This is a genomic window from Haloarcula salinisoli (genome assembly GCF_019599405.1).
GTDB classification, from domain to species: domain Archaea; phylum Halobacteriota; class Halobacteria; order Halobacteriales; family Haloarculaceae; genus Haloarcula; species Haloarcula salinisoli.
Genome location: NZ_RKLQ01000001.1, coordinates 1,710,590 through 1,732,736 on the forward strand (window position 1 = coordinate 1,710,590; position 22,147 = coordinate 1,732,736).

Genomic DNA, 22,147 nt, shown 5'->3' on the forward strand with positions numbered 1-22,147 from the left:
TTACACATGGGTTTTGGTAGCTACGACGAGTCCGAGCAGAAAGACCAGGACGTAGATACTGACGACAGCGACGGCGTCGCTGTCCACGAGAACGAACACGACGGGGACGTCTCCTTCGAAGTCGAAGGGTCGACCAGCGACCTCGTCGACAAACTCGGCGAGATGAAAGACGAGGAGTAGTTACGCGTTCAGCGTCTCGGCCAGGTCGTCGTTGTCGTCGAGCTGTTCCAGAATGTCGCTGCCGCCGACGAACTCCCCGTCGACGAACGTCTGGGGGATGGTCTCGCGGCCGCTGTATTCGGCCAGTTTCTCGCGGTAGGCCTCCGTCGCCGTCAGGACGTTCACCGTCGCTACGTCGTCGCGGTACTGTCCGATGAGGCCGAGTGCCTTTCGGGAGTAGCCACACTGGGGCATCATCTCGGTCCCTTTCATGAACAGGGCGACCTCGTTGTTCTCGATAGCCTCCTCGACGTTCGCGTGGGCCTCCTCGCGGGAGAGCTGCTCCGGTTCGAAGCTCATGGCTGCCTGTTACGGGGCGGGAGGGAAATGCGTACCGCTCACTCCGGCGTGCTGGTGGTCAACTCGATAGCGTGGATGTCCCGGGTGAGATGCTCGCCCAGCGCGTCGTGGACGAGCTGGTGCTGGTCGACCAGGGACTGTCCCTCGAAAGCCGGCGAGACGACATCGACCGCGTAATGGCTGTCGTCGTCAGGGTCACGCGGTGTGGTCACTGTCGCCGTCGCGTCCGGAATCTCCCGCTCGATGAGAGCTGCGACTTCGTCTGCGTTCATGTTCCCAGCAACGCCACAAGCGGCCAAAACAGTTGGGCTATCGATGCGGTTGGCAAGCGCGGGCCAGCCCCTGGCCGGTGTCAGCAATCCTCGGACTCGACAGCGGCCCTACCGTCGCCATACAGCACAATCGAGAGACAGCAATGCGTAAACTCGAGATGCGACTCCGCGTCCATCGACGGCACGAGTCGGTCGAGTGCGTCGGGGTCGACCGTCTCCGCTAGCGGTTCGACCTCCGTCGGATCGGCGTTCGTCGCGACGCTCAGGAGCCGAACAACGGCGACGCTGGGCGGCGTCTCACTCCAGTCGAACGTCTTGGAAATCGTCTGCCCGGTCCCACGTCCCCCATCCACACGCGAACTGCTGTTTTCCATACGAAACTCAGGTATAGCTTCAACCACATATAATTATATGATAGTGAGATGGTAAAATTAGTATCTAAACAGGAGATAGCCGTACTTGAACCTTACAAGTCAGCCCAGTAACGCTCGATGGGTCGGTTTCATACAGCGGCCCTCTACCACGCGTCGCCCGGCTGCCTCGGCTCGGGCCACCGCTTCGTCGTCGTGGATACCGAGCTGGAGCCAGATGACGGCGTCCTCGTCGTCCCGAGCGAGCGCCGCGTCGACGATATCGGCGACCTCCTCGCTCGGACGGAAGACGTCGACGATATCTACGTCACCAGGGACGTCAGCCAGACTGTCGTAACACTCCCGGTCGAAAATCTCGTCGGCGAAGGGGTTGACCGGGACGACGTCGTACCCCTGCTCGATGAGGTACTTCGGTATCTCGTGGGCGTCTTTTCCGGGCGTCGTCGAACAGCCGACGACTGCGACGCGGTCCAGGCCGAGTATCTCCCTGAGTTCGGCCTCGTCTGTGACAGGCATACCGAACGTTGTCCTCGCCCGAGGAAAATCATTTCGGCTGAGAGGACTCCGTCGACGATCACAGGACGAGACGGCCGCTAAATGGAATTTACTCGGGAATAACGATAGACAGATACCCGATACGAGCGGACCCCTCCCCTGACGCGTGCGGACTGGCCGAACCCGGCGAGTGACGCCGACAGGGTGTGCGTGCGAGCCGGCCGGCGCTCGGCAGCCCGGTGGTAGCGCGACGCGATATCTGATAAATTCTATGAAACGTCCCCTGGCCGGGAGCGTGATTTTCATCTGGAAATTACACCACGGTGGACCCAGTCACTGCGCGGTCAGACAGCCGAGCGCGACGCGGCCACTTGGACGGCGACGACGAGCAGGGCAGTCGATTCGACCGGAGAGAACGCGGTCGCCCCGTCTCTGGCAGGGCGAACCTGCCGGTACTGGTCGTGCCTGCGCCACAGGCCAGCCTGGTAGTACCATCCTTCGCTGACGATTCAGGCCGGTAACGGTACCGTTACCGCACAGCTATACACGCTCGCACCGAACTGTACGGTGACAGGAACGTCATGCCCACCAGAACGACCGATACAGACGAGGGGCTAGCACCGGCCGACGCCGACAGCTTCGAACGGTACAGCCACGTCAAGACCGACAGCGGTGAGATAATCTACGACACTGAACGCGACGACGCCTGGATTCAGGCCGACAGCGCACTCCTTCTAGACGAGTGGCGGTAGGGGCGGCCCTGGGACGGGACGGCCCCAGCGACGGTTCCGTCGGCCGCCCGACGCAATGTGCTTAACCGCCTGTAGTAGCTACGGAGTACCGATGAGCGACGGGGCGACGCAGGGGCACGATGCCTTCACGGAACTGGGGCCGGCGGTCAGGAGCGCACTCTCCGAGCGGGGCTTTTCGACGCCGACCGAACCACAGCGGAAGGCTATCCCGACCCTCACTCAGGGCCGGGACGCACTCGTCGTCGCACCCACCGGCACCGGGAAGACAGAGACGGCGATGCTCCCGGTGCTGGATGCCCTCGCCAGCGAGACCGACGACCGTTTCGGCATCGGTGCGCTGTACATCACGCCGCTGCGGGCCCTGAACCGCGATATGCGAGAGCGACTGGAGTGGTGGGGCGAGACACTCGGCCTCGAGGTCGACGTTCGCCACGGGGACACCACACAGTACCAGCGCGGCAAGCAGGCAGACGACCCGCCGGACGTACTGGTCACGACGCCGGAGACACTGCAGGCGATGCTGACGGGGTCGAAGCTGCGGGTAGCACTCGAAGACGTGGACCACGTCGTCGTCGACGAGGTCCACGAACTCGCCGCGGCCAAACGCGGCGCACAGCTGACCGTCGGGCTGGAGCGGCTACGGGAGGTCGCCGGCGAGTTCCAGCGCGTCGGCCTCTCCGCGACCGTCGGGGACCCCGACGCCGTGGGACAGTTCCTCACCGGCGGCCGTCCCTGCTCGATAATGGAGGTCGATATCGGGAGCCGTCTCGACGTCCGGGTCGTCCGCCCACAGGTCACCGACCGTGACGAACGGCTCTCCAGCGAACTCGTCACGGACGCCGAGACGGCCAGCCACGTCCGCTTTATCGACGACCTGATAGACGACCACGACTCCGTCCTGGTGTTCGTCAACACACGCCAGACAGCGGAGGCGCTGGGCTCGCGATTCAAGGAACTCGGCACGAACCTCGGGGTCCACCACGGCTCGCTGTCGAAGGAAGCGCGCATCGAGGTCGAGGACCAGTTCAAGGCCGGCGAGCTCGACGCGCTGCTGTGTACCTCCTCGATGGAACTCGGCATCGACGTGGGACGGGTCGACCACGTGGTCCAGTACGGCAGCCCGCGGCAGGTCTCCCGACTCGTCCAGCGGGTCGGTCGCGCGGGCCACCGCCGCGACCAGACATCTGCTGGGACGGTCGTCACGACGCACGCTGACGACACCCTCGAAGCGATGGCTATCGCGAGACAGGCCCGCGCCGGGGAGGTCGAACCGGCGGGAATCCACGACGGGAGCCTCGACACCGTGGCCAATCAGATAGCCGGACTGGTGATGGACACCGGCGAGATATCGGCGATGACGGCCTACACCGTCCTGACTCGCGCGTACCCGTTCCGTGACCTCGACGAGGCGCAGTTCAAATCGGTCGTCCGCGAACTCGCCCGCAACAACGTCGTCTGGCTGGACGAAGACCGCGACAGTCTGGAGAAGCGACGGGGCACCTGGCAGTACTTCTATCAGAACCTCTCGATGATTCCCGACGAGGCGACCTACGACGTCGAGGACGTCGCCTCCGGCAAACAGGTCGGAACACTGGACGAGCGGTTCGTCGTCAACTTCGCGACGCCCGGCGAGGTGTTCGTCCAGCGCGGGGAGATGTGGCGCATCACGACCATCGACGAGGAGGAAGAGACCGTCACCGTCTCGCCTATCGAGGACCCCGCCGGCGAAGTGCCGTCCTGGACCGGGTCGGAGATTCCAGTCCCGAAGGCCGTCGCGGGGGAAGTCGGCGAACTGCGGCGCGTCGCCGGGACGCAACTCCAGGACGGCGCGCCCGTCGACTCGGTCGCGAGTCACGTCGCCGCCCGCTACGACGCCGACGCCGAGACCGTCGCGGACGGTCTCTCGCAACTCGACGGCCACGAGGCCCCGATTCCGGACGAGAACACCGTCCTCGTGGAGTTCCAGGGTCGCGAAGTCGTCGTCAACGCCTGCCAGGGCCACAAGATAAACGAGACGCTCGGGCGCGTGCTATCGGCACTGCTCGGCCAGCGGGCGGGGTCGTCGGTCGCGATGGACGTCGACCCCTATCGCGTCGAACTCGAGGTTCCGCGGGGCATCACTGCCGGCGACGTAATCGAGGTACTAGAGGAGACAGACCCCGACCACCTGGCCGCGCTGGTCGAGCTGAGTCTGAAGAACGCCGACGCCTTGAAGTTCAAACTGGCCCAGGTCGCCACGAAGTTCGGCTCGCTGAAACGGTGGCGCGGCCGCGGCTCGACGGAGTTCGGTCGCGACCGCCTGCTCGCGGCGCTCGAAGACACGCCGATGTACGAGGAGGCCCTGCGCGAAGTCCGCCACGAGGACCTGGCCATCGCGGCGACGGCGGAGCTGCTCGCGGACCTCCAGTCGGGCCGTGTCGCCCTGGAGACGGTGAGCGAGCACACTCCCATCGGCACCGGCGGGCGCTCCTCGGGCCGGGAACTGCTCTCGCCGGAGAACGCCGACGCATCCGTCATCCAGACCGTCAAGGAACGCATCCAGAGCGACCGCGTCATCCTGCTGTGTCTGCACTGCAAGGAGTGGGACCGCAGACAGCAGGTCGGTCGGGTGCGCGACCAGCCCGAGTGTCCGGAGTGTGGCTCGACCCGTATCGCCGCCCTGAATCCGTGGGCCGACGAGGTGGTCGCAGCCGTTCGGGCCGACGACAAGGAAGACGAACAGGAAAAGATGACCGAGCGGGCCTACCGCTCGGGCTCGCTCGTCCAGACCCACGGCAAGCAGGCGGTCACTGCGCTGGCGGCCCGCGGCGTCGGCCCGCACAACGCCGCCCGCATCATCAACCGGCTGCGCGAGGACGAAGACGAGTTCTACCGGGACATCCTCAGGCAGGAACGCGAGTACGCGCGCACGCAATCTTTCTGGGATTGAGCAGAGCCAACGGCTCTGCGATGGTCGACAGACGACCGAAAGGAGTCTGTCGGGACTGAGTAGCGCTGAAGGCGCTACGAAGGCCGGAGGACCCGCCGCGTCCTCCGGAACTGAGCGAACGCACCGCGTTCGCGAAAGTCGAAAGACGCGTAGCGTCTTTCGGAAGTGAGTGGACTCGCAGAGTCCGCGAAAGACGACAGTCGACCGACGGGAGTCTGTCGGAACTGAGCAGAGCCGAAAGGCTCTGCGAAGGCCGGAGGACAGCGCGTCTCTCCATAGTGACCGGCGTGCCCGCGCCTTCAGCCGTCATCCCCCGACGCGTCGTCTTCAGGCTCGATACCCGCTCGCTCGTGGAGCGGCCCCGGTTCGCCGCGGGCCTGTCGAGCCGCCCGGCCAGCGACGCGGCGTGCCAGCAAGAGCGCGAGTGCCGCCGGGACCGCGAGGATGGCGACCGCGGTGGAGTTGCCCCCCAGCGCTGACGGCCCGGCCGAGACCACGTCGTACGCCACAGCGACGACGACCGCGGCGATACCCCCGACCACGAGATACAGCCCACGAGAGAGCACCGCGCTCGGATTCGGGAGCCGCGATAGCGCTGCCGCCGGCAGGAGCCAGCCGGCCAGTCCCAGTCCGACGAGCACCGTGGAGGGGAGGTCTGGGACGGCGATGACGGCCGCGTAGACGACGAGCGGCGCCACGGCGATACCGAGTGACAGCCCCGTCAACACGACCGCCCAGCGCGGCGTCGTCGCGCGCCCCGACTCGAAGGCCACGTCCATCCGTTCGTCGAGTAGCTCCACCACTTCCTCGGAGACCAGTTGCTCGTCACACTCCGGACAGTTCACCGCCGCCCGTTCCAGCTCGACGCCGCAGGCGGGACAGGCCAGCGGTCCGTCGCCGTCCGGCGGCTCGTCCCCACTCACCTCGGGCCCATCGTCCATGCCTCGCCGTACTGGCGCCAGGGGCTTGAGTGGTCCGGCGGCGGCATCCGCCACGGCTAAATCAGGGCCGCCCGTCGGCTCGCCCATGCGACTGGAGGAGTACTGGGGCATCGGCCCGAAGACGTCCGAGCTGTTGACCGAGGAACTGGGCGTCGAACGGGCCATCGCGGCCATCGAGTCGGCGGACACGCGCACGCTCACGTCGGCGGGGCTCTCGCGCGGTCGGGCGACGCGTATCCTCCGCCGGGCGACCGGCGCCGAGTCGATGGACCTGCTGGCCACTCGGGACACCCGCAACGTGTACAAAGAACTGCTGGACCTCGCCGAGGAGTACGCCGTCACGGCCGACGCGGCCGACCGCGTCCGCGTGCTGACGCCGCTGCCGACCCGCGAGCGGATGGACGACCGGCTGGACGACGTCCTTGCAGCCAGGGACACGTGGGCCGAACTCGACGACGGCGACCGCGAGGCGGTCCTTTCGGCCTTTGGGGACCACGACGGTGGCGGGGAACGGGCGGCCGTCGAGACGGCACTCGCACTGCAGGCCACCGGCGTCGACGACGGCGTCTTCGAACGGGTGGCGGCACTGGACGCCGACGCGCTCGACGATGCTCGGGCGGCACTCGCCGGGCTCGCGGGCGACGGCGACCGGGTGGGTGCGGGCGCCGACGGGGAACTCGACGCGCTTCGGGACCAGCTCGGCCAGGTCGAGGACCTCGCAGCGTCGACGCCCGACGTAGTCGAGGCCATCAAAGACGGCGCCCGGCGGCCCGACGAGTTCCAGGACGCACTGGTTCGACACGTCACCGGCGAGACGGGTATCGAGGGGGCACGCGTCAGAGACGCGATGCCGGAGGGCGCGACCGACGCGCGGGACTTCGTCGACGCCGCGCTCCGGGAACTGCGCCGGTCGCTCGGGACTGCCGTCGAGGAACGCGAGGACGCCGTCGCTGCGGAGCTGAGCGAAGCCCTCGAAGCCGCAGAACCGACCATCGACGCGGCCGTCTCGGCGGTCGGCGACCTCGCGCTCTCGGTGTCGCTGGCCCGCTTTGCCCTCGCCTACGACCTGCGACGGCCGACCTTCGTCGACCGCGACACGATCGCGGTCAAGCGGGCCCGCAACCTCGCGCTTGCCGACACTGAGGGGGTCCAGCCCGTCACCTACGCCATCGGCGACCACACGCTCGACATCGACCGCGCGAACGCCCCGCCCAGCGGCGACCGCGTGGCGGTGCTGACCGGGGCCAACTCCGGTGGGAAGACGACCCTGCTGGAGACGCTGTGTCAGGTGCAGCTGCTCGCCCAGATGGGGCTGCCCGTCCCCGCGGAGGCGGCGGAGGTCGGCATCGTCGACACCGTCGTCTTCCACCGCCGACACGCATCCTTCAACGCGGGGGTGCTGGAATCGACCCTGCGCTCGGTCGTCCCGCCGCTGTCGGGCGACGACCGGACGCTGATGCTGGTCGACGAGTTCGAGGCCATCACCGAGCCGGGGTCGGCCGCGAACCTGCTCCACGGTCTCGTGACACTCACCGTCGACCGGGCGGCGCTGGGCGTGTTCGTCACCCACCTGGCAGCCGACCTGGAGCCGTTACCCGACGTGGCCCGGACAGACGGCATCTTCGCCGAAGGACTGAACCAGGACCTCGAACTCCAGGTCGACTACCAGCCCCGCTTTGGCACCGTGGGCAAGTCCACGCCGGAGTTCATCGTCTCCCGGCTGGTCGCCAACGCCGGCGACCCCGTCGAGCGCAGCGGCTTCGAGACGCTGGCCCAGGCCGTCGGTGAGGAGGCCGTCCAGCGGACTCTCTCGGACGCGATGTGGTCCGGTGACGAGTGAGCGGGCGTAAGCCAAGGGTTCAGGTGGGTGGAGGGCGAACTATCCCGTGATGATAAAGCGCCTCCTGCCGGTCGGCTACGCGTGGATGGTCGTGCACGGACTGCTCTCGGTCTTTCTCCCGAAACAGGCCATCAAACTGAACGGGAAGCTCCTGCTCCGTGGGTACGAGAACCCCGGCGACCTCGAACCCAAGCAGTGGTACGTCCGTTCGACCCGCATCTCCGGGCTCGGGATGCTCGTCACCGGCGTGACGGGACTGCTGGCCGGCCAGCTCGCCGAGGATGAAGACGACGAGGAAGACGCGACCGAACTGCCCGACGAGTCGACCGACGACGAACCGGTCGAACTCGATATCTAGGCGTCTCCCACGGGGTCGACGGACTCGACCTCGTTGACTTGCGTGATACCGAACCCGTCGGTGAGCTGCGTCTCGACCGCCAAAGGGCGGGCCGACTCCGTCACGCCACCGCTGGCCGCCGCCGGCAGTTCGAGGACCACGGTGACGTCAGCATCGACGCGGATATCCGTATTACCTGGCCGCACGCTCGTCACCCGCTCGACGGTCACCGCACTGACCGCGTCGACGGCGTCGAGCACACCGGCGACGCCGCTGGTGAGGTCTTCGGTCCCGCCGCGGGGGACCCGCAGCGAGACGTCGGCCGATGCCTCGACGGTGGTAGTCGCATGGAGCGACATAGGCCGGCGGCCGGAGTCGAACCGGTCCAGCCGAGCTCGCCAGTCGAGCCCGCCGGCGCGTGGCCACTCGTCAGTGACCAGCGAGGAACGATACCTCACCGCAGTGGGCGTCGGGCGACGCCGTTCCACGGGTCGGTACGTCAGCGAGCGGGCAGGAACTGGCGGATGCGTCCAGCGCCATCCCGACCCGCAAAAGCGTCCCCACCGAGACCGGTCGTACAACCGGCCTCGAGGACCACCTGCGCTGTGCAGGCGGCGGGCACGTGATGGGTCGGAGTGGCGTGGTTCATCTGATACACCGCGTCAGTGTCCCTGACGTATCAAATTCTTCACGTGGGCATATATTAAGTATATTGCATATTTGGTAGCGAATACCAAGGCAAACTGCAGTAGGAACGCGCTGCAGGCGACGTTTCGAACGGGTATCAGCGCCGGATTCGCTCGCCGCAGTTCGGGCAGAAGGTCACCGATTCGCGGGGTATCTCCTCCCCGCAGCTCCCGCACTCGTCGTCCGAGCTGGTCGCCCCGTCGGGCGAGAAGATGGCGGTGTCGTCTATCCAGCCGTCGTCCTCTTGTTCCTCGCGCTCGCCCCGGACGGCAGCCATCGCCTCGTCGTCGTCCGGAATCGGTTCGTCCGTCGTGAACACGCGAGTGTGGGAGCTATCTTCGGTCGTGTTGGCGGTGGCCCCACTGGACTGTTTCTCAGTCGATTTGGCGTCAGTCGACGGCGAGTCCGTGGTCGCGGCGGCCGAGGCCCCGTTCGTCGAGGGTTCCGGCGGGCCGGGACGGGAGCTGTCGGCGACCGGCGGCATGATAGGGTAGCGCTGTTCGGCCCGCTTTACGGGGTTCGCGAGCGGGGCCTTCGCCCTGATCCGGCGGGCGAGGACTGCCTGTGTCACCAGGTAGAGCCCGGAGAGCAGCGCCGGCACGGCGACCAGATATCCCGTCGCAGTGCCGGGGGCGATACCCGCGGCACCGAGCCCCGTCTCAACCACCGTCCCGACACCGGCGTCCGTGACGCGTGTCCCGACCGGCCCCGGCAGGCCCGGCGCCTGGACCAGCCAGGCGGCGGCGAAGGCAGCGGTACTCACTGCTGACAGCGCCGTGAACAGGGGCCGATAGGAGAAACTGTACACGCGCCGGCCGAAGGCGACGGTCCTGACCAGCAGGTGGACGCTGGCGACTGTCATGACCACCAGAACCGGCGTGCGCGGGCCGACAGCGAGCGCCGCGGCCCCGGCCAGGAGCATAAGGACCCCCGACGGCGCTGGCAACACGCCGGGGTGGTCGATACTGTACTGACTCACAAGGTTACCACTCAGATTCGAGAGCTGTCGGTCGAGCAGCCAGGCAGCGCCCACAGCTGGCACGAGCAACCACGCGACAGCCGCGAGGACGACCAGTCCGGTGACCGCCGTTTGACCGACGGTCGTGAGACTCGTCGTGGCGAGCGCCGGTGCGAACGCATCGAGTGCGATACCCGTCCCTATCACCCACACCCCGTAGGTCACGTAGCCGGCGAGAACGCCGCCGACGAGCCACCACTCGGTAGCGAGCACGGCGACGGAACGTCGCAGTTCCTCGGCAGGCGGGCGGTCCGACATTACATGGCTGTTTCGCTGTGGGAGCTTAATTCGTGCGGGTCAGGGCGCCTGAACCGTCACCGAGGCGACACCCGACAGCTCCAGTTCGTCACCCGGTGCGACGACCTCGCGGTCGCCTTTCTTCAGGGTCTGCCCGTTGATCTGGGTGGGGTTGTCACCCAGGTCGAGCAGGTAGAAGCTGTTCTCTTCGCGGACAAAGCGCACGTGTTCGCGGTGGATTCGGACGGCTTCGTCGTCCGGACGGCCGGCCTCGGTGAGCGCAGCGCGAATCTCGCGCCCGACCGTGTCGCCGTCGTCGACGTGGATCTCTCGGCCCTCGACTTCGAGGACGAGCGACTCCGGCGTCTCGTCTGGGTCGTCGTCACTGGCTTCGAGTGCGTCGATGGCGTCGTGGTCGACGTCGCCCGCGCGGTAGGCGTCGAGGTCCTCGCCGCAGCTCACACAGAAGTTGTCCTCTGGTTCGACGTCGGCCTCACAGCTGGGACAGGCGTCGAGTTCGTCGGTCTCCTCGGCCGGGAGGTCCGAGACATCGGCCCCACACTCGACACAGAAGTTGGCCGCTGCGTCGAGGTCGACACCGCAGTCGGGACAGTCGATGACGTCCGGCTCGGCCTCCTCGTCGTCGGCATCCGTCGCGTCGGCCTCCTCGTCGTCGTCGGCATCCGTCGCGTCGGCCTCGACAGCGTCGGCGTCTTCGTCGACACCGTCGTCGACCTCCTCAGTCGCGTCGTCGTCGTCCGCGTCCGCAGCCACTGCGTCGTCGTCCTCGCCAGTGTCGTCGAGTGGGTCCTCGGCTGCCTCGACATCGTCCTCCTCAGGGGTGTCCCCGAGCGGGTCAGCTGCCTCGGCATCGTCCTCCTCGGCAGTGTCTTCAAGCGAGTCGGCGGCTGCCTCGGCATCGTCCTCCTCGGCGGCCCCGGCTTCGTCTGCATCGTCGGCTTCCTCCTCGGGTTCGTCGAAGAGGTCGACAGACTCGCTGTCCGCCTCTGCCTCCTGGGCCGGAGAGACGAAGCCGTCGTCCGGCTCATCGCTCCCCGAATCGGTGCTCTCTGCCTCTGTAGCGTCGGATTCGTTACTCCCTTCGGTGTACTGCCACTCACCGCACTCCGTGTTCGTACACCAGCCGCCTGCAACTGTAGGGTCGAATTCGTCCCCACAGATGGGACATTCGACTGATTGCTTGGTGCTCGCGTCTGACATAGTCCTTCATGAGCGGCTTTTGCGGGGAGAAATAAAACATTTCCCCCCGCTAATCTTCAGTAAGGATGACTGTATCTCTCTCTGAAAGGTCTACGTCGGGGTCGGCCGCGCGAACTGGGAGCCCCCCACTGGGGGTCGGCGGAAGTGTCTCGTCCTCGAACAGGAGCACCGAGATGTTGTCTTTGCCCCCGCGCTCGTTCGATATCGTCACGTACTCCCTGGCAGCGTCGTCCAGCGAGTCCGCCGAGAGCAGGACATCGCGTATCTCCTCGTCGGTGACGACAGCGTCGAGGACGGACTCGGCCATCTCCTCGGAGCGGTCGGACTCGATGTACTCCTCGTAGAGCTGTGGGGCGTCGGTCTGGGCGTCTATGAGCCCGTCGCTGGTCGCGAGCACGGTGTCTTCGGCGAACAGCCGGACCGACCGGGTGTCGACCTCGACCATCGCGCGGTCGGGGTCCTCGTGGCCGGAGCCGCCCAGCGCCCGCGTTATCTGATTCCCGTCGGGGTGGACGTGGGCCTCGACGTCGTCTATCTCGCCCTGGTCTGCCCACTCCTCGACGACGGCGTGGTCCTTGGTGAGCTGGACAATCTCCTCGCGGGCGTCGTTGACGAGATACGCCCGGCTGTCGCCGACCCACCCCAGGTGGAGCTGGCCGTCGACGAAGACGCCGGCGACGACCGTGGTGTACGCCTGTGTCCCCGACTCGTCGGCATAGCGGATAATCTCGCGGTGTGCCTTTATGATGGCGTTTTCCAGCCCGGTCTGGATATCCTCGGGACCCATCGTCTCCGGCTGGACGGCCGGCGGGATGTCGATGTCGAAATCCTGTGGGTGGCTCCGCGCCGCGTGGATGGCCACCGGCGCGAGGTTCTCGGCGACGACCGTCGTCGCGATGTAGGACGCCACGTCGCCCGCGTCGTGACCGCCCGCCCCGTCGGCCAGTACGAACACGCCCGCTGAGCGGTTTGCCGGCATCTCCGCCCGCTCGTCGTCGGCGTCGTCAGCCGCGTCCGCCTCGCCTTCTGTATCCCCGGCTTCGACCGCGCCGTCGGACTCCGGGTCGGCCTCCTCGCTGTCCTCGTCTGCGTCATCCACCTCTTGTTCCGAGTCGTCGGCTGCTGCGCCTGTGTCCGTCTCGGCCTCGTCGATGGCCGCAGCCACATCCGCCGGTTCGGCACCCGGCTCGCTGTCGGTCTCAGCGGGGTCGACCTCGTCCGACGTCGACTCCTCTGGCTCGTTCTCGGCCTCGTCGTCCGCTAACTCTGCCGCCCGCTCACGAATGCGGGACGGCCTCGTCTGCCCCAGATAGCCGTCCCGGTGGCCCTGTTCGAAGATGGTCACCGAGAGGCTGTCCTCGTTGATTCCCTGTCCGCGCTTCCGGTCGCCGATGTCGTAATTCGTGGTGTATCGCATTGTTACTCCGCTTTGAACTCGAACGTGACGCCGTAGGTCGGATGGACGAGCGAGATGAGGTCGCCGTCTGCCACCCGAATCGACTCCGGCGGCTCATTCCCGTGCCGGTCGGTGTAATCTTCGCCTTTCTCCTTGAGTCGGTCGCGACCGGCCCCACACAGCACCCGTTGCCAGCCCGACCCCTGCTGGACGAACGTCCCGTTGAGGCTCCGATCGACGAGATACCACTCGCCCCCCTCCGCCTCGAACTGTACCTGGACCGACGAGATGTACTCCCCCTGTGGGTCGTCGATGGTGATCGAGGCCGGCGGGCCGTTGGCCCCCTCGCGCCCGACGGTGTCGCCCGGCTCCACGGTGAACTGCTTTCCCGCCTGGATATACCGAATCGACGCCTTCGACGGTGGGGACGGGTCTTTCTCTTCGAGAACGTCCCGCAGCACGGTCGCGTTCCGGTAGCGATGGCGGTAGTCCGACTGGGTCGCCCGCTCGACGATCTCTGCCAGGTAGTCGTCGCAGTCGGCGCCGAAGTCGTGCGGGTTGACGCCGTCTTTCTTCGGCACCGACCCCTTCAGCAGGAAGAGCAGTATCTTCCCGATAGAGTAGACGTCGGACCACGGCCCCTGGCGCACGTCCGTCCGGCTGGCCTCCGCGACCTCGCGGGGTTTGAACGGCCCCAGGATGGTGGTCCCCTGGTTCCCCGTGGACGGGTCCCCCGTCGAGTCAAAGCCCGTCGCCGTGTTGAAGTCGATGAGCGTCGGCGTGATGTCGGGCTTCAACATGACGTTCTCGGGTTTCAGGTCCCGGTAGACGATTTCGTTCTCGTGGAGAAAGCCCATCGCGTCCGCGAGGTCGATACCGATCTGACGGACCTGCTCGCTGTCCGCGATAGGGCCGTGCTTGTCGATGACCTCGTCCAGCTCGAGGCCGCCCTCGACGAGTTCGACGACGAGGAAGGGGACGTCACGGAAGCGGACCTTGTCGTAGAGGTCCATCACGTTCTCGTGACCGCCCGCCGCGGCGATGCGCTCTAAGGACTCCGCCTCTTTCTCGAAGTACTCCTCGATGACGGACTCGTCGTTCTGTGACTCGGTGTAGTTCGGGTGTTTCAGCACGACCGTATCGCCGGTGTCCCGGTCGAGCGCTTTGTAGGCCTTCGCGAACCCGCCCTTGCCGAGGAACTCCTGAAGTTCGTACCGGCCGGCGATTGTGTCGCCCGGTTCGGGTTCCCACGGCATCGCTCAGGCCTCGATAGCTGTGGCCGCGACGCCCACGTGCGGCGCTGTCACTTCTGGATGCCCTCGTCGGTGACGATCTTCGTGGCCCGGCTCTGCTCCTCGCGGCCACCCTCCATGACGATCTGGGTCTGGCGCTCGGCGGACTGGACGGCCTCCGTATCGGCCCCGTGAATCCGGGTCATCTGCTCGATCTGGGTCTGGGCCTCGGCGACGTTGCCCTTGCCCAGCTCGGTCTGGATGACGGTCTGTTTGTGGTCAATGTCGATATCCTCGTTGTGCTGCTGGAGCAGCTCCTCGTCGTCGCTGTACTCCACCGAGAGGGTCGTCGTCGCCGTCTCGCCGCCCGCGGTCAGCGTCACGTCCGCGAGGCGATGCTCGCCCAGTGGTCGCGCCGGCGCGTGAATCTTCAGGACGACTCGCTGGGTCTCCCGGTCCAGCAGGTCGGGCAGCTTGATGACGGCGCTGTTGGCCGACCACTCCGGCGTGACCTCCTGGGTCTGGGGGAGCGCGCGGTACACCTCGCTGACCTCGACGCCGTCGGCGATGTCGAGTTCGAGTTCGGCGTCGGGGGCGACGACGCTGCCGGCCTCCTCGACGGCGTCGCCGAAGAACTGCTCGATGTCGCCCGACGCCTGCAGATGCGTCCAGTCGCCGCGGGCGACGCTTCCCAGCTTGCGGATGGTCTCGCTGCGGTAGTCCTCGCCGATACCCGCCGATTTGATGCGGATGCCGGCGCTGTCTATCTCGCGGGCTAGCGTCTCGAACTCCGGCGGGTCGTGGGTGTTGTCCTTGCCGTCCGAAAGCAGCAGGACGCGACGCGCGGTGTTCTTGTCCGATGGGAGGTCCTTGAGCGTGTCCGCCGCGGCCTGCAGGCCCTGGTACATGTCCGTCCCACCGCCGGCCTGAATGTCGTGGACCTTCTCGACGGCATCTTGACGGGAGATATCTCCCCAGCGGGTCGCGTCCAGCACCACGGTGACCTCGGTGTCGAACGCCACGATGGAGACGTAGTCGTCGTCGTTCAGCAGGCCAAAGACCCACTCGGCCCCGCCGCGAGCGCGGTCCATGTTCCCGCCCTCGTACATCGAGCCGCTCGAATCGATACAGAGTGCGATGTGTCGGACGGGCTCTACGTCCTGCTCGCCCGGTTCGACTTCGATTTCGGCGGTCAGCTTCGCTCCACCAGCGGGAACGTAGGGTCGATTCACGTCGGTCACGACGTTCGCTGTCATACTGCTAGGTCCATCTTGAGAGCTAGTTATAAGTTTTCCCTCCGTTGGTGGTGAAAACTCCGTAAACGGCGACTGTTCAATAATCCTTAATAGGATTACCCCATTCAGTTAATACATGACCGTCGTCAGCGTCTCCATGCCCGAATCGCTCCTCGAACGTATCGACGAGTTCGCCGACGAACACGGCTACACCGGCCGCAGCGAAATCATCCGGGAGGCCAGCCGTAATCTGCTCGGCGAGTTCGAGGACAAGCGCCTCGAAGGACGGGAGCTGATGGGTATCGTCACCGTCCTCTTCGACTACGACACCACCGCCGTCGAGGAGAAGATGATGCACCTGCGCCACGAACACGAGGGGCTGGTCGCCTCGAACTTCCACAGCCACGTCGGCGAACACCGCTGTATGGAGCTGTTCGTCCTTGAGGGGACACTCGAAGAGATATCGACGTTCGTGGGCAAGATCCGCGCGACCAAGGACACGCTTAACATCGACTACTCGGTCGTCCCCGTCGACGAGTTCGGGACGTTCACCGATATGGAGTAAGCGAGGCCGACCGTAGGAAGGCCTCGAAGCGAACCGGCCTCACGCCTCGACTTTCCGACCGACCCACAGCAACGTTCCGACCAGCGCGAGCACCGTCAGCGGGAGCAGCCACTGGAACAGGGTCAGGACGGTCGCGCTCGCCTGCAGGCCCAGGACGATGAGTATCGTCGGCCCGCAGCAGGCAAAGCCCGAGAGGATTCCAGGTAGTCCCGCCGCTGCGCCGGCGCCGGGGCCGAGTTTGCAGGCCGCGGGGCCCCGGTAGGCGACCAGCGAGACGGCCAGGTTCAGGCCGACGAGCAGGCCGAGCAGCGTTCCCAGCGCGATATTCAGCGGCGAGACGAGCAGCTCGACGGGCCCGACGACGGCCAGGGCGACCGGCTCCCACTGGAAGGGACCCCGCAACTGTAGCGCCCGCGTCAGGGGGTCGGCGACGACGGACAGCTCCAGCCCCGAAGGGCCAACTCCGAGGTGGCCGAGTCCGACGAGATAGACCAGCAGGTAGCCCAGCCCGGCGACAGCGGCGGTAGCGCGGCCGTCCCGTCTCGAGAGGGCGCCCCGGACCGCGACCCCACTCTGCCGGAGCAGGCCCAGTGCCCGGTTCCCGGCAGCCTCGCGGCCGCCGGCGGCCTCACCGGACATATGGAAGCTCCGGGTAGAACCCCGCCCAGGCGAACCACATCCCGTCGAAGGCGAGCACCCGCTCCAGCGGGAGCGCGTCCGATGCGTGGACCTCCCCGCCGACGCGGTAGCCGCCGTCGCCGGGCTCGACGCCGACACTGTCGGGGTTCGCGTAGACGTACCCCGTCGAAAGCGTCGCATCCGCCACGGCGACGTGGTCGGTCCCGTCGATGGAACCCGTCAGCACGCGCTCGGACAGCAGCGCTTGCTTGTCGAACGCGAGTGCGCCCGCGTCAGTCCGTGTCCCGATGACGACGCGCTTGGGCGGCACCCGGTCGTCCGACACCAGTGGCTCGAACAGCGTCTCATCGTTCGTGTAGTAGCCCCTCGGCGGGTTGTACTGGCCGTACGGGTCGGAGCCGTAACGGCGCTGGTATCCCGTCTCCTCGGTGAGGACGACGGTGTCCGGATGCGCCCCCCGCCACTCGCCCCACGTGGTCCAGACGACCCGGAACTCCGAGAGGGTCTCCCCCCTTCTGGGACCCCTGATGGCCGTCGCGACCACCTGTGGCCACCAGCTGTCCGTGTCCCGGTCGTACATCGTCAAGTTGGAGTTGACGAGCCGCCCCGAGACGCCGAAGGTCGTCTCCCCGCGCTCGAACCCCTGTGCGGTGCCGGTGAGTGGACAGTACGTCACCGCGACCGGGTCGCCGCCGACGGTGTCGTTGACAATCTCGTGGTGGACGAGGATGTACTGCGGGTAGGCCTTTGCCTCACCGCCGCGTTCGACGCCGAACACCACGTCGCCGTCGGCAAGCGACGCCGCGTCGGCCGGCTGGAACTCCGGCTCGTCCACGGAGGGGATACCGTCTTTCGGGACGCCGCCGTCCGTGATGTTCTCGTTCAGCACGTCGAGTTCGTGGCCGACGTAGAGGTCGCCCTCGGACGCCGGCGGGCCCGGCCCGCTCGGTGTCCCCCCGCCAGTCAGCCCGTCGACGACCCCGCCACAGCCCGCGAGGGCGGCCGCGCCGGCCGCCCCCAGCGCCCCGAGCCAGGCTCGGCGTGTGCGTTGCATAGCTCACGCTACGCCAGCCGTCCACAAAATCTCGCGGTGAGCCCTCAGTAACCGGGTTTAGGACTGGTCACTGACCAGCCCGGCGACCAGCTCGGCCACGGCCTCGAGCTCGTCCTCGTTGACGCCGTGGCCCATCCCCTCGTAGATGCGCTCGTCCAGGTCGCCGTTCAGCAGCTCGAACGCCTCGCTCGTCTCTTTGACCCGCTCCAGCGGGATGTGCGGGTCGACGTCGCTACAGCCGACGAACACCGGCGTCCCCTCGATATCACCCTCGTAGCTCGTCGGGTCGACGGTCTCGCCGATGAGTCCGCCCGACAGCGCCACCAGCCCGCCGTATCGCCGGGGGTTGCGCGCGACGTACTCGCTGGCGAGACAGGCACCCTGGGAAAAACCGAGCAGGAGGACGCGCTCGCGGTCGATACCGGCCGCAACCGCTCGCTCGACGGCGTCGTCGACGGCCTGCAATCCGGAACTGCGCCCCGGCTCGTTGCGCTCGACGGGCGCCAGGAAAGAGTTGGGGTACCAGGTGTTGCGAGCGGCCTGGGGTGCAAGCAGCGTCACACCCTCGCGGTGGACCTCCTCGCCCATCTGGACGATGCTCCGGGCCGTCGCGCCCCGACCGTGGACCAAGATCAAAGCCGCCGTCGCTTCGTCCAGTGGCGTGCCGGCGGTGACGAGCTGTTGGTCCTGATGTGGCCCGTCGGTCATGCGGACCTCCCGGCCGTCGCGTTCGTCGGTCGATAGCTGGCGTCACGTGCTACTTGGCAGGTCATACGCGTGCTAACGCCGGCAATCCATTTGAGTGACCGGTAACACGAACGCTACCGGCTACGACCGGAGGTGCAGTTCGATACCGTCCGGGTCAGTCACTCGAACGCCGTCCCTGGCCACCTCGACCGCGTAGCCTGCTCCTTCGAGTCGGTCGCACGCGGCGGTGACGGCATCTTCGGTCGGCAGGCAAAGTTCGAACCAGTCGAGGCCACGACCGCTCGCCGGTGTCGACCGCTCGTTCCAGACGTTCGCGCCCACGTGGTGGTGGTACTCGCCCGCCGCCAGAAAGAGCGCGCCGTCGTACGTGGTCCGGACTGTCATGCCCAGCGCGTCGTCGTAGAACGCGCGGGCGGCGTCGAGGTCGGTCACCTCCAGATGGACGTGACCCACGTCGGTCCCGGCTGGCACCGCAGCCTCGCCCGTGGCCGCCTGTCGAACCCCGGTCGCGTCAAGCGGCTCCGTCGCCATCCGGACCCCGCCGTCCGGTGTCTCCTCCCACGCCGACCGCGGGCGGTCCCAGTATATCTCGACGCCGTTCCCCGCCGGGTCCCGACAGTACAGTGCCTCACTGACGAGATGGTCGGCCGTCCCCGAGAGTCGCCACTGCCCCTCGAGTCGTTCCAGGGCATCACCCAGCCCACCCCGGGACGGGACCCGGAACGCAGTGTGGAAGAGGCCGGCCGCCGACCGCGGTCGCTCGGGCGTGCTCCGGTCCTCGCGGAGTTCCAGCAGCGCCGTCTCGCCGTCGCCCAGCACCGCTCGCTCGCCCGTGCGCTCGTGAACCACCAGGCCCACCACCGACTCGTAGAACTCGGTCACCTCGCCCAGATTTCTGACGGTCAGCGCGACGCGACCGACACCTGTCTCCGGCGGGAGCGACTCGTCGTCCATATCTACAGTTCACGCGAGACACGGATAGCGGTTGTGTCACTTCGATAAATGGTACCCCAAACGGCTTTCCCGCCCCCGCGCCCACGGCCGATATCGCATGGCCGACATCGACGCGCTCGTCGCCGAGCTGACCCGCACAGAGAAACTCGCGCTCGTTCGCGGAGCAGAAGACCCCGAGGGAACCGCGACCGGCTACCTCCCCGGCGTCCCGCGCCTCGACATCCCGCCGCTCCGGCTCGTCGACGGTCCACTCGGCATCCGCGCCGAGGGCGAACGGTCGACGGCCTTCCCCGCCACGCTCGCCGCCGCCGCGACGTTCGACCCCGACCTGGCCCGTGAACAGGGGGCCGCGATGGCTCGCGAGGCTCGCGCGCACGATCAGGACGCGCTGCTTGCGCCCGGGGTGAACGTGCTCCGCGTCCCCCACTGCGGTCGGAACTTCGAGTATCTCTCTGAGGACCCTGTGCTCGCCAGCGACTGCAGCCGCGCGCTCGTCGCCGGCATCGAATCCGAGGACGTGATAGCGACGGTCAAACACTTCGTCGCCAACAATCAGGAGACGGGCCGCACGACCGTCAGCGCCGACGTCCACGAGCGCACGCTCCGGGAGCTGTATCTCCCACCCTTCCGCGCCGCCGTCGAGGCCGGTGTCGGCTCGGTGATGACCGCGTACAATCGCGTCAACGGCACCCACATGAGCGACCACGAGCCCCTCCTCAGCGACGTCCTCAAAGACGAGTGGGGCTTTGCAGGCTACGTCGTCTCCGACTGGTACGGCCTCGAATCAACCGTCGGCGCGGCCAACGCCGGCCTCGACGTGGAGATGCCCGGTGTCCCGTCCGGTCCCGACGACCCCGACGAGGAGTTCGAGTGGCCCGACGGCATCCCGGACGGGACTCGCGCTGGCCTGTTCGGGGAGCCACTCGCCGCTGCCATCGACGACGGGTCGGTTCCCGCCGACCGGCTGGACGATATGGTCGCCCGCGTCCTCGGGCAGATGGCCCGTATCGGTCTGCTGGACGGCCGCGACCGACCCGGCGAACTGGACAGCGAGCGCCACCGCGACCTCGCCCGCGACGTCGCCGCCCGCGGGACCGTCCTGCTCGAGAACGACGGCGTCCTGCCCCTTTCCGACGACGCCGACGTGGCACTCGTCGGCCCCCACGTCCACGACGCCAAGCTCGGCGGCGGTGGCTCCTCGGAGACGACGCCGTTCCACTCGGTCAGCCCCGTCGACGGCCTCACCGACCGCGCCGGCGGACCCGTAACGAGCGCGCGCGGGATTCCGGAGATAGAGAACGTCTCGCTGTTCGACCTCCTGCCGTTCGTCGACAGCGGCCACGAAACCGACGATTCAGACGGCCCCGACGAAGAACCCTCGCTCGACGCCGCGGTCGCGGCCGCCGAGGACGCCGACGTCGCTATCGTCTGCGTGCGCGACGCGACCACGGAGGCCCGGGACCGCGACAGCCTCGCGCTCCCCGGGCGCCAGGACAAACTCGTCGAGGCGGTCGCCGCCGCCAACGACCGGACCGTCGTCGTCCTCCGAACCGGCGGGCCGGTCGAAACCCCCTGGCGCGACGACGTGGCCGCCGTCGTCGAACAGTGGTACCCCGGCCAGGCCGACGGCGCGGCACTGGCCGACGTCCTCTACGGCGACCGCGACCCCAGCGGGCGCCTCCCCGTCACGTTCGCGCCCGAGGAGTCCTATCCGACGAGCGACGAGCGCCGCTTCCCCGGCGTGGACGACGTCGCTCACTACGACGAGGGCGTCTTCGTCGGCTACCGCCACTTCGACGCGAGCGACGACGAGCCGACCTATCCCTTCGGTCACGGGCACTCCTACACGACCTTCGAGTACGGCGCCGCGACAGCTGTCAGCGATGCCACCGTCGAGGTCACTGTAGAGAACGTCGGGGACAGGGCCGGCCGAGACGTCGTCCAGGCGTACGTGCGACCTCCCGCCGTCGAAGGAATCGACCGTCCGGTGCGTGAGTTCGCCGGCGCACAGCCGGTCGCGCTCGACCCCGGGGAGTCCAGGACCGTTACGCTGGCACTCGACGAGCTCGCGCTCTCGCGGTACCAGGACGGCTGGACCGTCGACAGCGGCCGCTACACGGTCGAAGTTGGCCGCTCTGTTGCAGACATGCGCACGACGGTCACAATCGAGCGATAATCTGACCGTCGTGAGAAATTACTGAAAGACAGCGTTGCCACTCTGCATAAATACGAAAAGCCACCGGGGAGAGATGACTCTCCTCGGTGGCTAATGAATGGTGGCGGCGAATCGGATTTCCCAGAGGCTCGCGCACTCCAGTACTCACCGAAACGCTGGTGAGCTTATCTTCCGTGTTCGGGATGGGTACGGGAGGCAACCTCACCGCTATGGCCGCCTAACGCTGAGTCGTGGAGTCGAACCACGATGGTATACCGCTCTCAGTTGGCAGATGTATTGTACGTGCGATCCAGTTTGCGCCTGGACTCGCTCAGCTGACGAGCGGTTCGTCGGTGAATCGAGTCACAGTGCGTATGAATGATGGCTTTGAGTTGTTAGTGCTCGTGGGCTAAACGCCTCGTTACCTCGGCGCGTACACCCCAAGTCTATCGACCGCGTCTTCTACGCGGACTCTCGGCGGTGTCTCTTTTCCAAGTGGGTTTCGAGCTTAGATGCGTTCAGCTCTTACCCCGTGCTGCGTGGCTACCCGGCACGTGCTCTCTCGAACAACCGGTACACCAGTGGCAGCC

22 protein-coding genes and 2 rRNA genes are annotated in these 22,147 nt (G+C 67.0%); 7 read left to right on the forward strand and 17 right to left on the reverse strand.

Features of this window, described 5'->3' with window-relative positions; translation table 11 throughout:
* Positions 1-6: 6 nt before the first annotated feature.
* Positions 7-180, forward strand: a complete 174-nt coding sequence (locus tag EGD98_RS08945) for a DUF5786 family protein (RefSeq protein ID WP_220587986.1) — start codon at positions 7-9, stop codon at positions 178-180.
* On the opposite strand, the gene EGD98_RS08950 is transcribed toward EGD98_RS08945, so the two are convergent.
* The 4 genes from EGD98_RS08950 to EGD98_RS08965 form a co-directional block, all read right to left on the reverse strand.
* On the reverse strand, positions 181-519 hold the full coding sequence (locus EGD98_RS08950; protein ID WP_220587987.1) for a glutaredoxin family protein: 339 nt from the start codon (positions 517-519) through the stop codon (positions 181-183). It lies immediately after the preceding gene.
* 38 nt (positions 520-557) lie between these two features.
* On the reverse strand, positions 558-791 hold the full coding sequence (locus tag EGD98_RS08955; RefSeq protein ID WP_220587988.1) for a BolA/IbaG family iron-sulfur metabolism protein: 234 nt from the start codon (positions 789-791) through the stop codon (positions 558-560).
* Positions 792-871: 80 nt separating this feature from the next.
* Positions 872-1,165, reverse strand: coding sequence for a HalOD1 output domain-containing protein (locus EGD98_RS08960; RefSeq protein ID WP_220587989.1), 294 nt, complete (start codon positions 1,163-1,165; stop codon positions 872-874).
* Between the two features lie 99 nt (positions 1,166-1,264).
* The gene (locus tag EGD98_RS08965; protein ID WP_220587990.1) at positions 1,265-1,678 is read right to left on the reverse strand and encodes a CoA-binding protein; all 414 of its coding nucleotides are present in this window, start codon (positions 1,676-1,678) and stop codon (positions 1,265-1,267) included.
* Positions 1,679-2,238: 560 nt separating this feature from the next.
* Between EGD98_RS08965 and EGD98_RS08970 the strand changes: the two genes are divergently transcribed.
* Positions 2,239-2,409 (forward strand): DUF7331 family protein, encoded by a 171-nt coding sequence (locus tag EGD98_RS08970; protein WP_220587991.1) that lies wholly within the window; start codon positions 2,239-2,241, stop codon positions 2,407-2,409.
* 91 nt (positions 2,410-2,500) lie between these two features.
* Positions 2,501-5,338 carry a DEAD/DEAH box helicase gene (locus tag EGD98_RS08975; protein ID WP_220587992.1) on the forward strand — a complete coding sequence of 946 codons (2,838 nt, stop codon included), beginning with the start codon at positions 2,501-2,503 and terminating at the stop codon, positions 5,336-5,338.
* Positions 5,339-5,637: 299 nt separating this feature from the next.
* On the opposite strand, the gene EGD98_RS08980 is transcribed toward EGD98_RS08975, so the two are convergent.
* Entirely contained in the window at positions 5,638-6,279 is a 642-nt protein-coding gene (locus EGD98_RS08980) for a zinc ribbon domain-containing protein (RefSeq protein ID WP_220587993.1), read from the reverse strand.
* An 85-nt stretch (positions 6,280-6,364) separates the two neighbouring features.
* Here EGD98_RS08980 and EGD98_RS08985 point away from each other — a divergent pair, with 85 nt between their 5' ends.
* Together EGD98_RS08985 and EGD98_RS08990 are read left to right on the forward strand one after the other, a co-directional pair.
* Positions 6,365-8,119 carry a MutS-related protein gene (locus tag EGD98_RS08985; protein ID WP_220587994.1) on the forward strand — a complete coding sequence of 585 codons (1,755 nt, stop codon included), beginning with the start codon at positions 6,365-6,367 and terminating at the stop codon, positions 8,117-8,119.
* Between the two features lie 49 nt (positions 8,120-8,168).
* The gene (locus tag EGD98_RS08990; RefSeq protein WP_220587995.1) at positions 8,169-8,477 is read left to right on the forward strand and encodes a DUF6199 family natural product biosynthesis protein; all 309 of its coding nucleotides are present in this window, start codon (positions 8,169-8,171) and stop codon (positions 8,475-8,477) included.
* Here EGD98_RS08990 and EGD98_RS08995 read toward each other — a convergent pair.
* The 6 genes from EGD98_RS08995 to EGD98_RS09020 all read right to left on the reverse strand — a co-directional run bounded on the left by EGD98_RS08995 (position 8,474) and on the right by EGD98_RS09020 (position 15,503).
* Complete coding sequence (locus EGD98_RS08995) at positions 8,474-8,914, reverse strand: hypothetical protein (RefSeq protein ID WP_236039249.1); 441 nt, start codon at positions 8,912-8,914, stop codon at positions 8,474-8,476. The two genes, EGD98_RS08990 and EGD98_RS08995, sit on opposite strands and share 4 nt — an antisense overlap.
* A 326-nt stretch (positions 8,915-9,240) precedes the next feature.
* Positions 9,241-10,419, reverse strand: coding sequence for a zinc ribbon domain-containing protein (locus EGD98_RS09000; RefSeq protein ID WP_220587996.1), 1,179 nt, complete (start codon positions 10,417-10,419; stop codon positions 9,241-9,243).
* 39 nt (positions 10,420-10,458) lie between these two features.
* A complete protein-coding gene (locus EGD98_RS09005) occupies positions 10,459-11,619 on the reverse strand; it encodes a double zinc ribbon and FHA domain-containing protein (RefSeq protein ID WP_220587997.1) in 1,161 nt (386 codons plus the stop codon).
* Positions 11,620-11,668: 49 nt separating this feature from the next.
* A complete protein-coding gene (locus EGD98_RS09010; RefSeq protein WP_220587998.1) occupies positions 11,669-13,036 on the reverse strand; it encodes a protein phosphatase 2C domain-containing protein in 1,368 nt (455 codons plus the stop codon).
* Positions 13,037-13,038: 2 nt separating this feature from the next.
* Complete coding sequence (locus EGD98_RS09015) at positions 13,039-14,271, reverse strand: FHA domain-containing serine/threonine-protein kinase (protein WP_220587999.1); 1,233 nt, start codon at positions 14,269-14,271, stop codon at positions 13,039-13,041.
* Positions 14,272-14,318: 47 nt separating this feature from the next.
* Positions 14,319-15,503 (reverse strand): vWA domain-containing protein, encoded by a 1,185-nt coding sequence (locus tag EGD98_RS09020; protein WP_220588000.1) that lies wholly within the window; start codon positions 15,501-15,503, stop codon positions 14,319-14,321.
* A gap of 115 nt (positions 15,504-15,618) precedes the next feature.
* On the opposite strand from EGD98_RS09020, the gene EGD98_RS09025 reads away from it, so the two are divergent.
* Positions 15,619-16,047: a CopG family ribbon-helix-helix protein gene (locus tag EGD98_RS09025; RefSeq protein WP_220588001.1), complete on the forward strand. Its 429-nt coding sequence runs from the start codon at positions 15,619-15,621 to the stop codon at positions 16,045-16,047.
* A gap of 39 nt (positions 16,048-16,086) precedes the next feature.
* Here the strand turns inward: EGD98_RS09025 and EGD98_RS09030 are convergent, their stop codons facing one another.
* From EGD98_RS09030 to EGD98_RS09045, 4 genes are all read right to left on the reverse strand, one after another.
* Positions 16,087-16,686 (reverse strand): hypothetical protein, encoded by a 600-nt coding sequence (locus tag EGD98_RS09030; RefSeq protein ID WP_220588002.1) that lies wholly within the window; start codon positions 16,684-16,686, stop codon positions 16,087-16,089.
* Positions 16,676-17,740, reverse strand: a complete 1,065-nt coding sequence (locus EGD98_RS09035) for a DUF3179 domain-containing protein (RefSeq protein ID WP_220588003.1) — start codon at positions 17,738-17,740, stop codon at positions 16,676-16,678. The genes EGD98_RS09030 and EGD98_RS09035 overlap by 11 nt, the downstream gene beginning before the upstream one ends.
* Positions 17,741-17,797: 57 nt before the next feature.
* Entirely contained in the window at positions 17,798-18,448 is a 651-nt protein-coding gene (locus EGD98_RS09040) for an alpha/beta hydrolase (RefSeq protein WP_220588004.1), read from the reverse strand.
* Between the two features lie 120 nt (positions 18,449-18,568).
* Positions 18,569-19,402 carry a VOC family protein gene (locus EGD98_RS09045; RefSeq protein ID WP_220588005.1) on the reverse strand — a complete coding sequence of 278 codons (834 nt, stop codon included), beginning with the start codon at positions 19,400-19,402 and terminating at the stop codon, positions 18,569-18,571.
* Positions 19,403-19,499: 97 nt separating this feature from the next.
* Between EGD98_RS09045 and EGD98_RS09050 the strand changes: the two genes are divergently transcribed.
* Positions 19,500-21,578, forward strand: coding sequence for a beta-glucosidase (locus EGD98_RS09050; protein WP_220588006.1), 2,079 nt, complete (start codon positions 19,500-19,502; stop codon positions 21,576-21,578).
* A gap of 98 nt (positions 21,579-21,676) precedes the next feature.
* Here the strand turns inward: EGD98_RS09050 and rrf are convergent.
* Both rrf and EGD98_RS09060 read right to left on the reverse strand, forming a co-directional pair.
* Positions 21,677-21,799, reverse strand: a 5S ribosomal RNA gene (gene rrf, locus EGD98_RS09055).
* Positions 21,800-21,932: 133 nt separating this feature from the next.
* Positions 21,933-22,147, reverse strand: a 23S ribosomal RNA gene (locus EGD98_RS09060); the annotation flags it as partial.

Bases quoted from the DNA above. Each gene is read 5' to 3' on its own strand.
- EGD98_RS09015 (WP_220587999.1), bottom strand. From the start codon at position 14,271: ATGCCGTGGGAACCCGAACCGGGCGACACAATCGCCGGCCGGTACGAA.
- EGD98_RS09000 (WP_220587996.1), bottom strand. From the start codon at position 10,419: ATGTCGGACCGCCCGCCTGCCGAGGAACTGCGACGTTCCGTCGCCGTG.
- EGD98_RS09005 (WP_220587997.1), bottom strand. From the start codon at position 11,619: ATGTCAGACGCGAGCACCAAGCAATCAGTCGAATGTCCCATCTGTGGG.
- EGD98_RS08985 (WP_220587994.1), top strand. From the start codon at position 6,365: ATGCGACTGGAGGAGTACTGGGGCATCGGCCCGAAGACGTCCGAGCTG.
- EGD98_RS08975 (WP_220587992.1), top strand. From the start codon at position 2,501: ATGAGCGACGGGGCGACGCAGGGGCACGATGCCTTCACGGAACTGGGG.
- EGD98_RS08955 (WP_220587988.1), bottom strand. From the start codon at position 791: ATGAACGCAGACGAAGTCGCAGCTCTCATCGAGCGGGAGATTCCGGAC.
- EGD98_RS09045 (WP_220588005.1), bottom strand. From the start codon at position 19,402: ATGGACGACGAGTCGCTCCCGCCGGAGACAGGTGTCGGTCGCGTCGCG.
- EGD98_RS09010 (WP_220587998.1), bottom strand. From the start codon at position 13,036: ATGCGATACACCACGAATTACGACATCGGCGACCGGAAGCGCGGACAG.
- EGD98_RS08970 (WP_220587991.1), top strand. From the start codon at position 2,239: ATGCCCACCAGAACGACCGATACAGACGAGGGGCTAGCACCGGCCGAC.
- EGD98_RS09050 (WP_220588006.1), top strand. From the start codon at position 19,500: ATGGCCGACATCGACGCGCTCGTCGCCGAGCTGACCCGCACAGAGAAA.
- EGD98_RS09040 (WP_220588004.1), bottom strand. From the start codon at position 18,448: ATGACCGACGGGCCACATCAGGACCAACAGCTCGTCACCGCCGGCACG.
- EGD98_RS09030 (WP_220588002.1), bottom strand. From the start codon at position 16,686: ATGTCCGGTGAGGCCGCCGGCGGCCGCGAGGCTGCCGGGAACCGGGCA.
- EGD98_RS09025 (WP_220588001.1), top strand. From the start codon at position 15,619: ATGACCGTCGTCAGCGTCTCCATGCCCGAATCGCTCCTCGAACGTATC.
- EGD98_RS08990 (WP_220587995.1), top strand. From the start codon at position 8,169: ATGATAAAGCGCCTCCTGCCGGTCGGCTACGCGTGGATGGTCGTGCAC.
- EGD98_RS08965 (WP_220587990.1), bottom strand. From the start codon at position 1,678: ATGCCTGTCACAGACGAGGCCGAACTCAGGGAGATACTCGGCCTGGAC.
- EGD98_RS09020 (WP_220588000.1), bottom strand. From the start codon at position 15,503: ATGACAGCGAACGTCGTGACCGACGTGAATCGACCCTACGTTCCCGCT.
- EGD98_RS08960 (WP_220587989.1), bottom strand. From the start codon at position 1,165: ATGGAAAACAGCAGTTCGCGTGTGGATGGGGGACGTGGGACCGGGCAG.
- EGD98_RS08980 (WP_220587993.1), bottom strand. From the start codon at position 6,279: ATGGACGATGGGCCCGAGGTGAGTGGGGACGAGCCGCCGGACGGCGAC.
- EGD98_RS08945 (WP_220587986.1), top strand. From the start codon at position 7: ATGGGTTTTGGTAGCTACGACGAGTCCGAGCAGAAAGACCAGGACGTA.
- EGD98_RS08950 (WP_220587987.1), bottom strand. From the start codon at position 519: ATGAGCTTCGAACCGGAGCAGCTCTCCCGCGAGGAGGCCCACGCGAAC.
- EGD98_RS09035 (WP_220588003.1), bottom strand. From the start codon at position 17,740: ATGCAACGCACACGCCGAGCCTGGCTCGGGGCGCTGGGGGCGGCCGGC.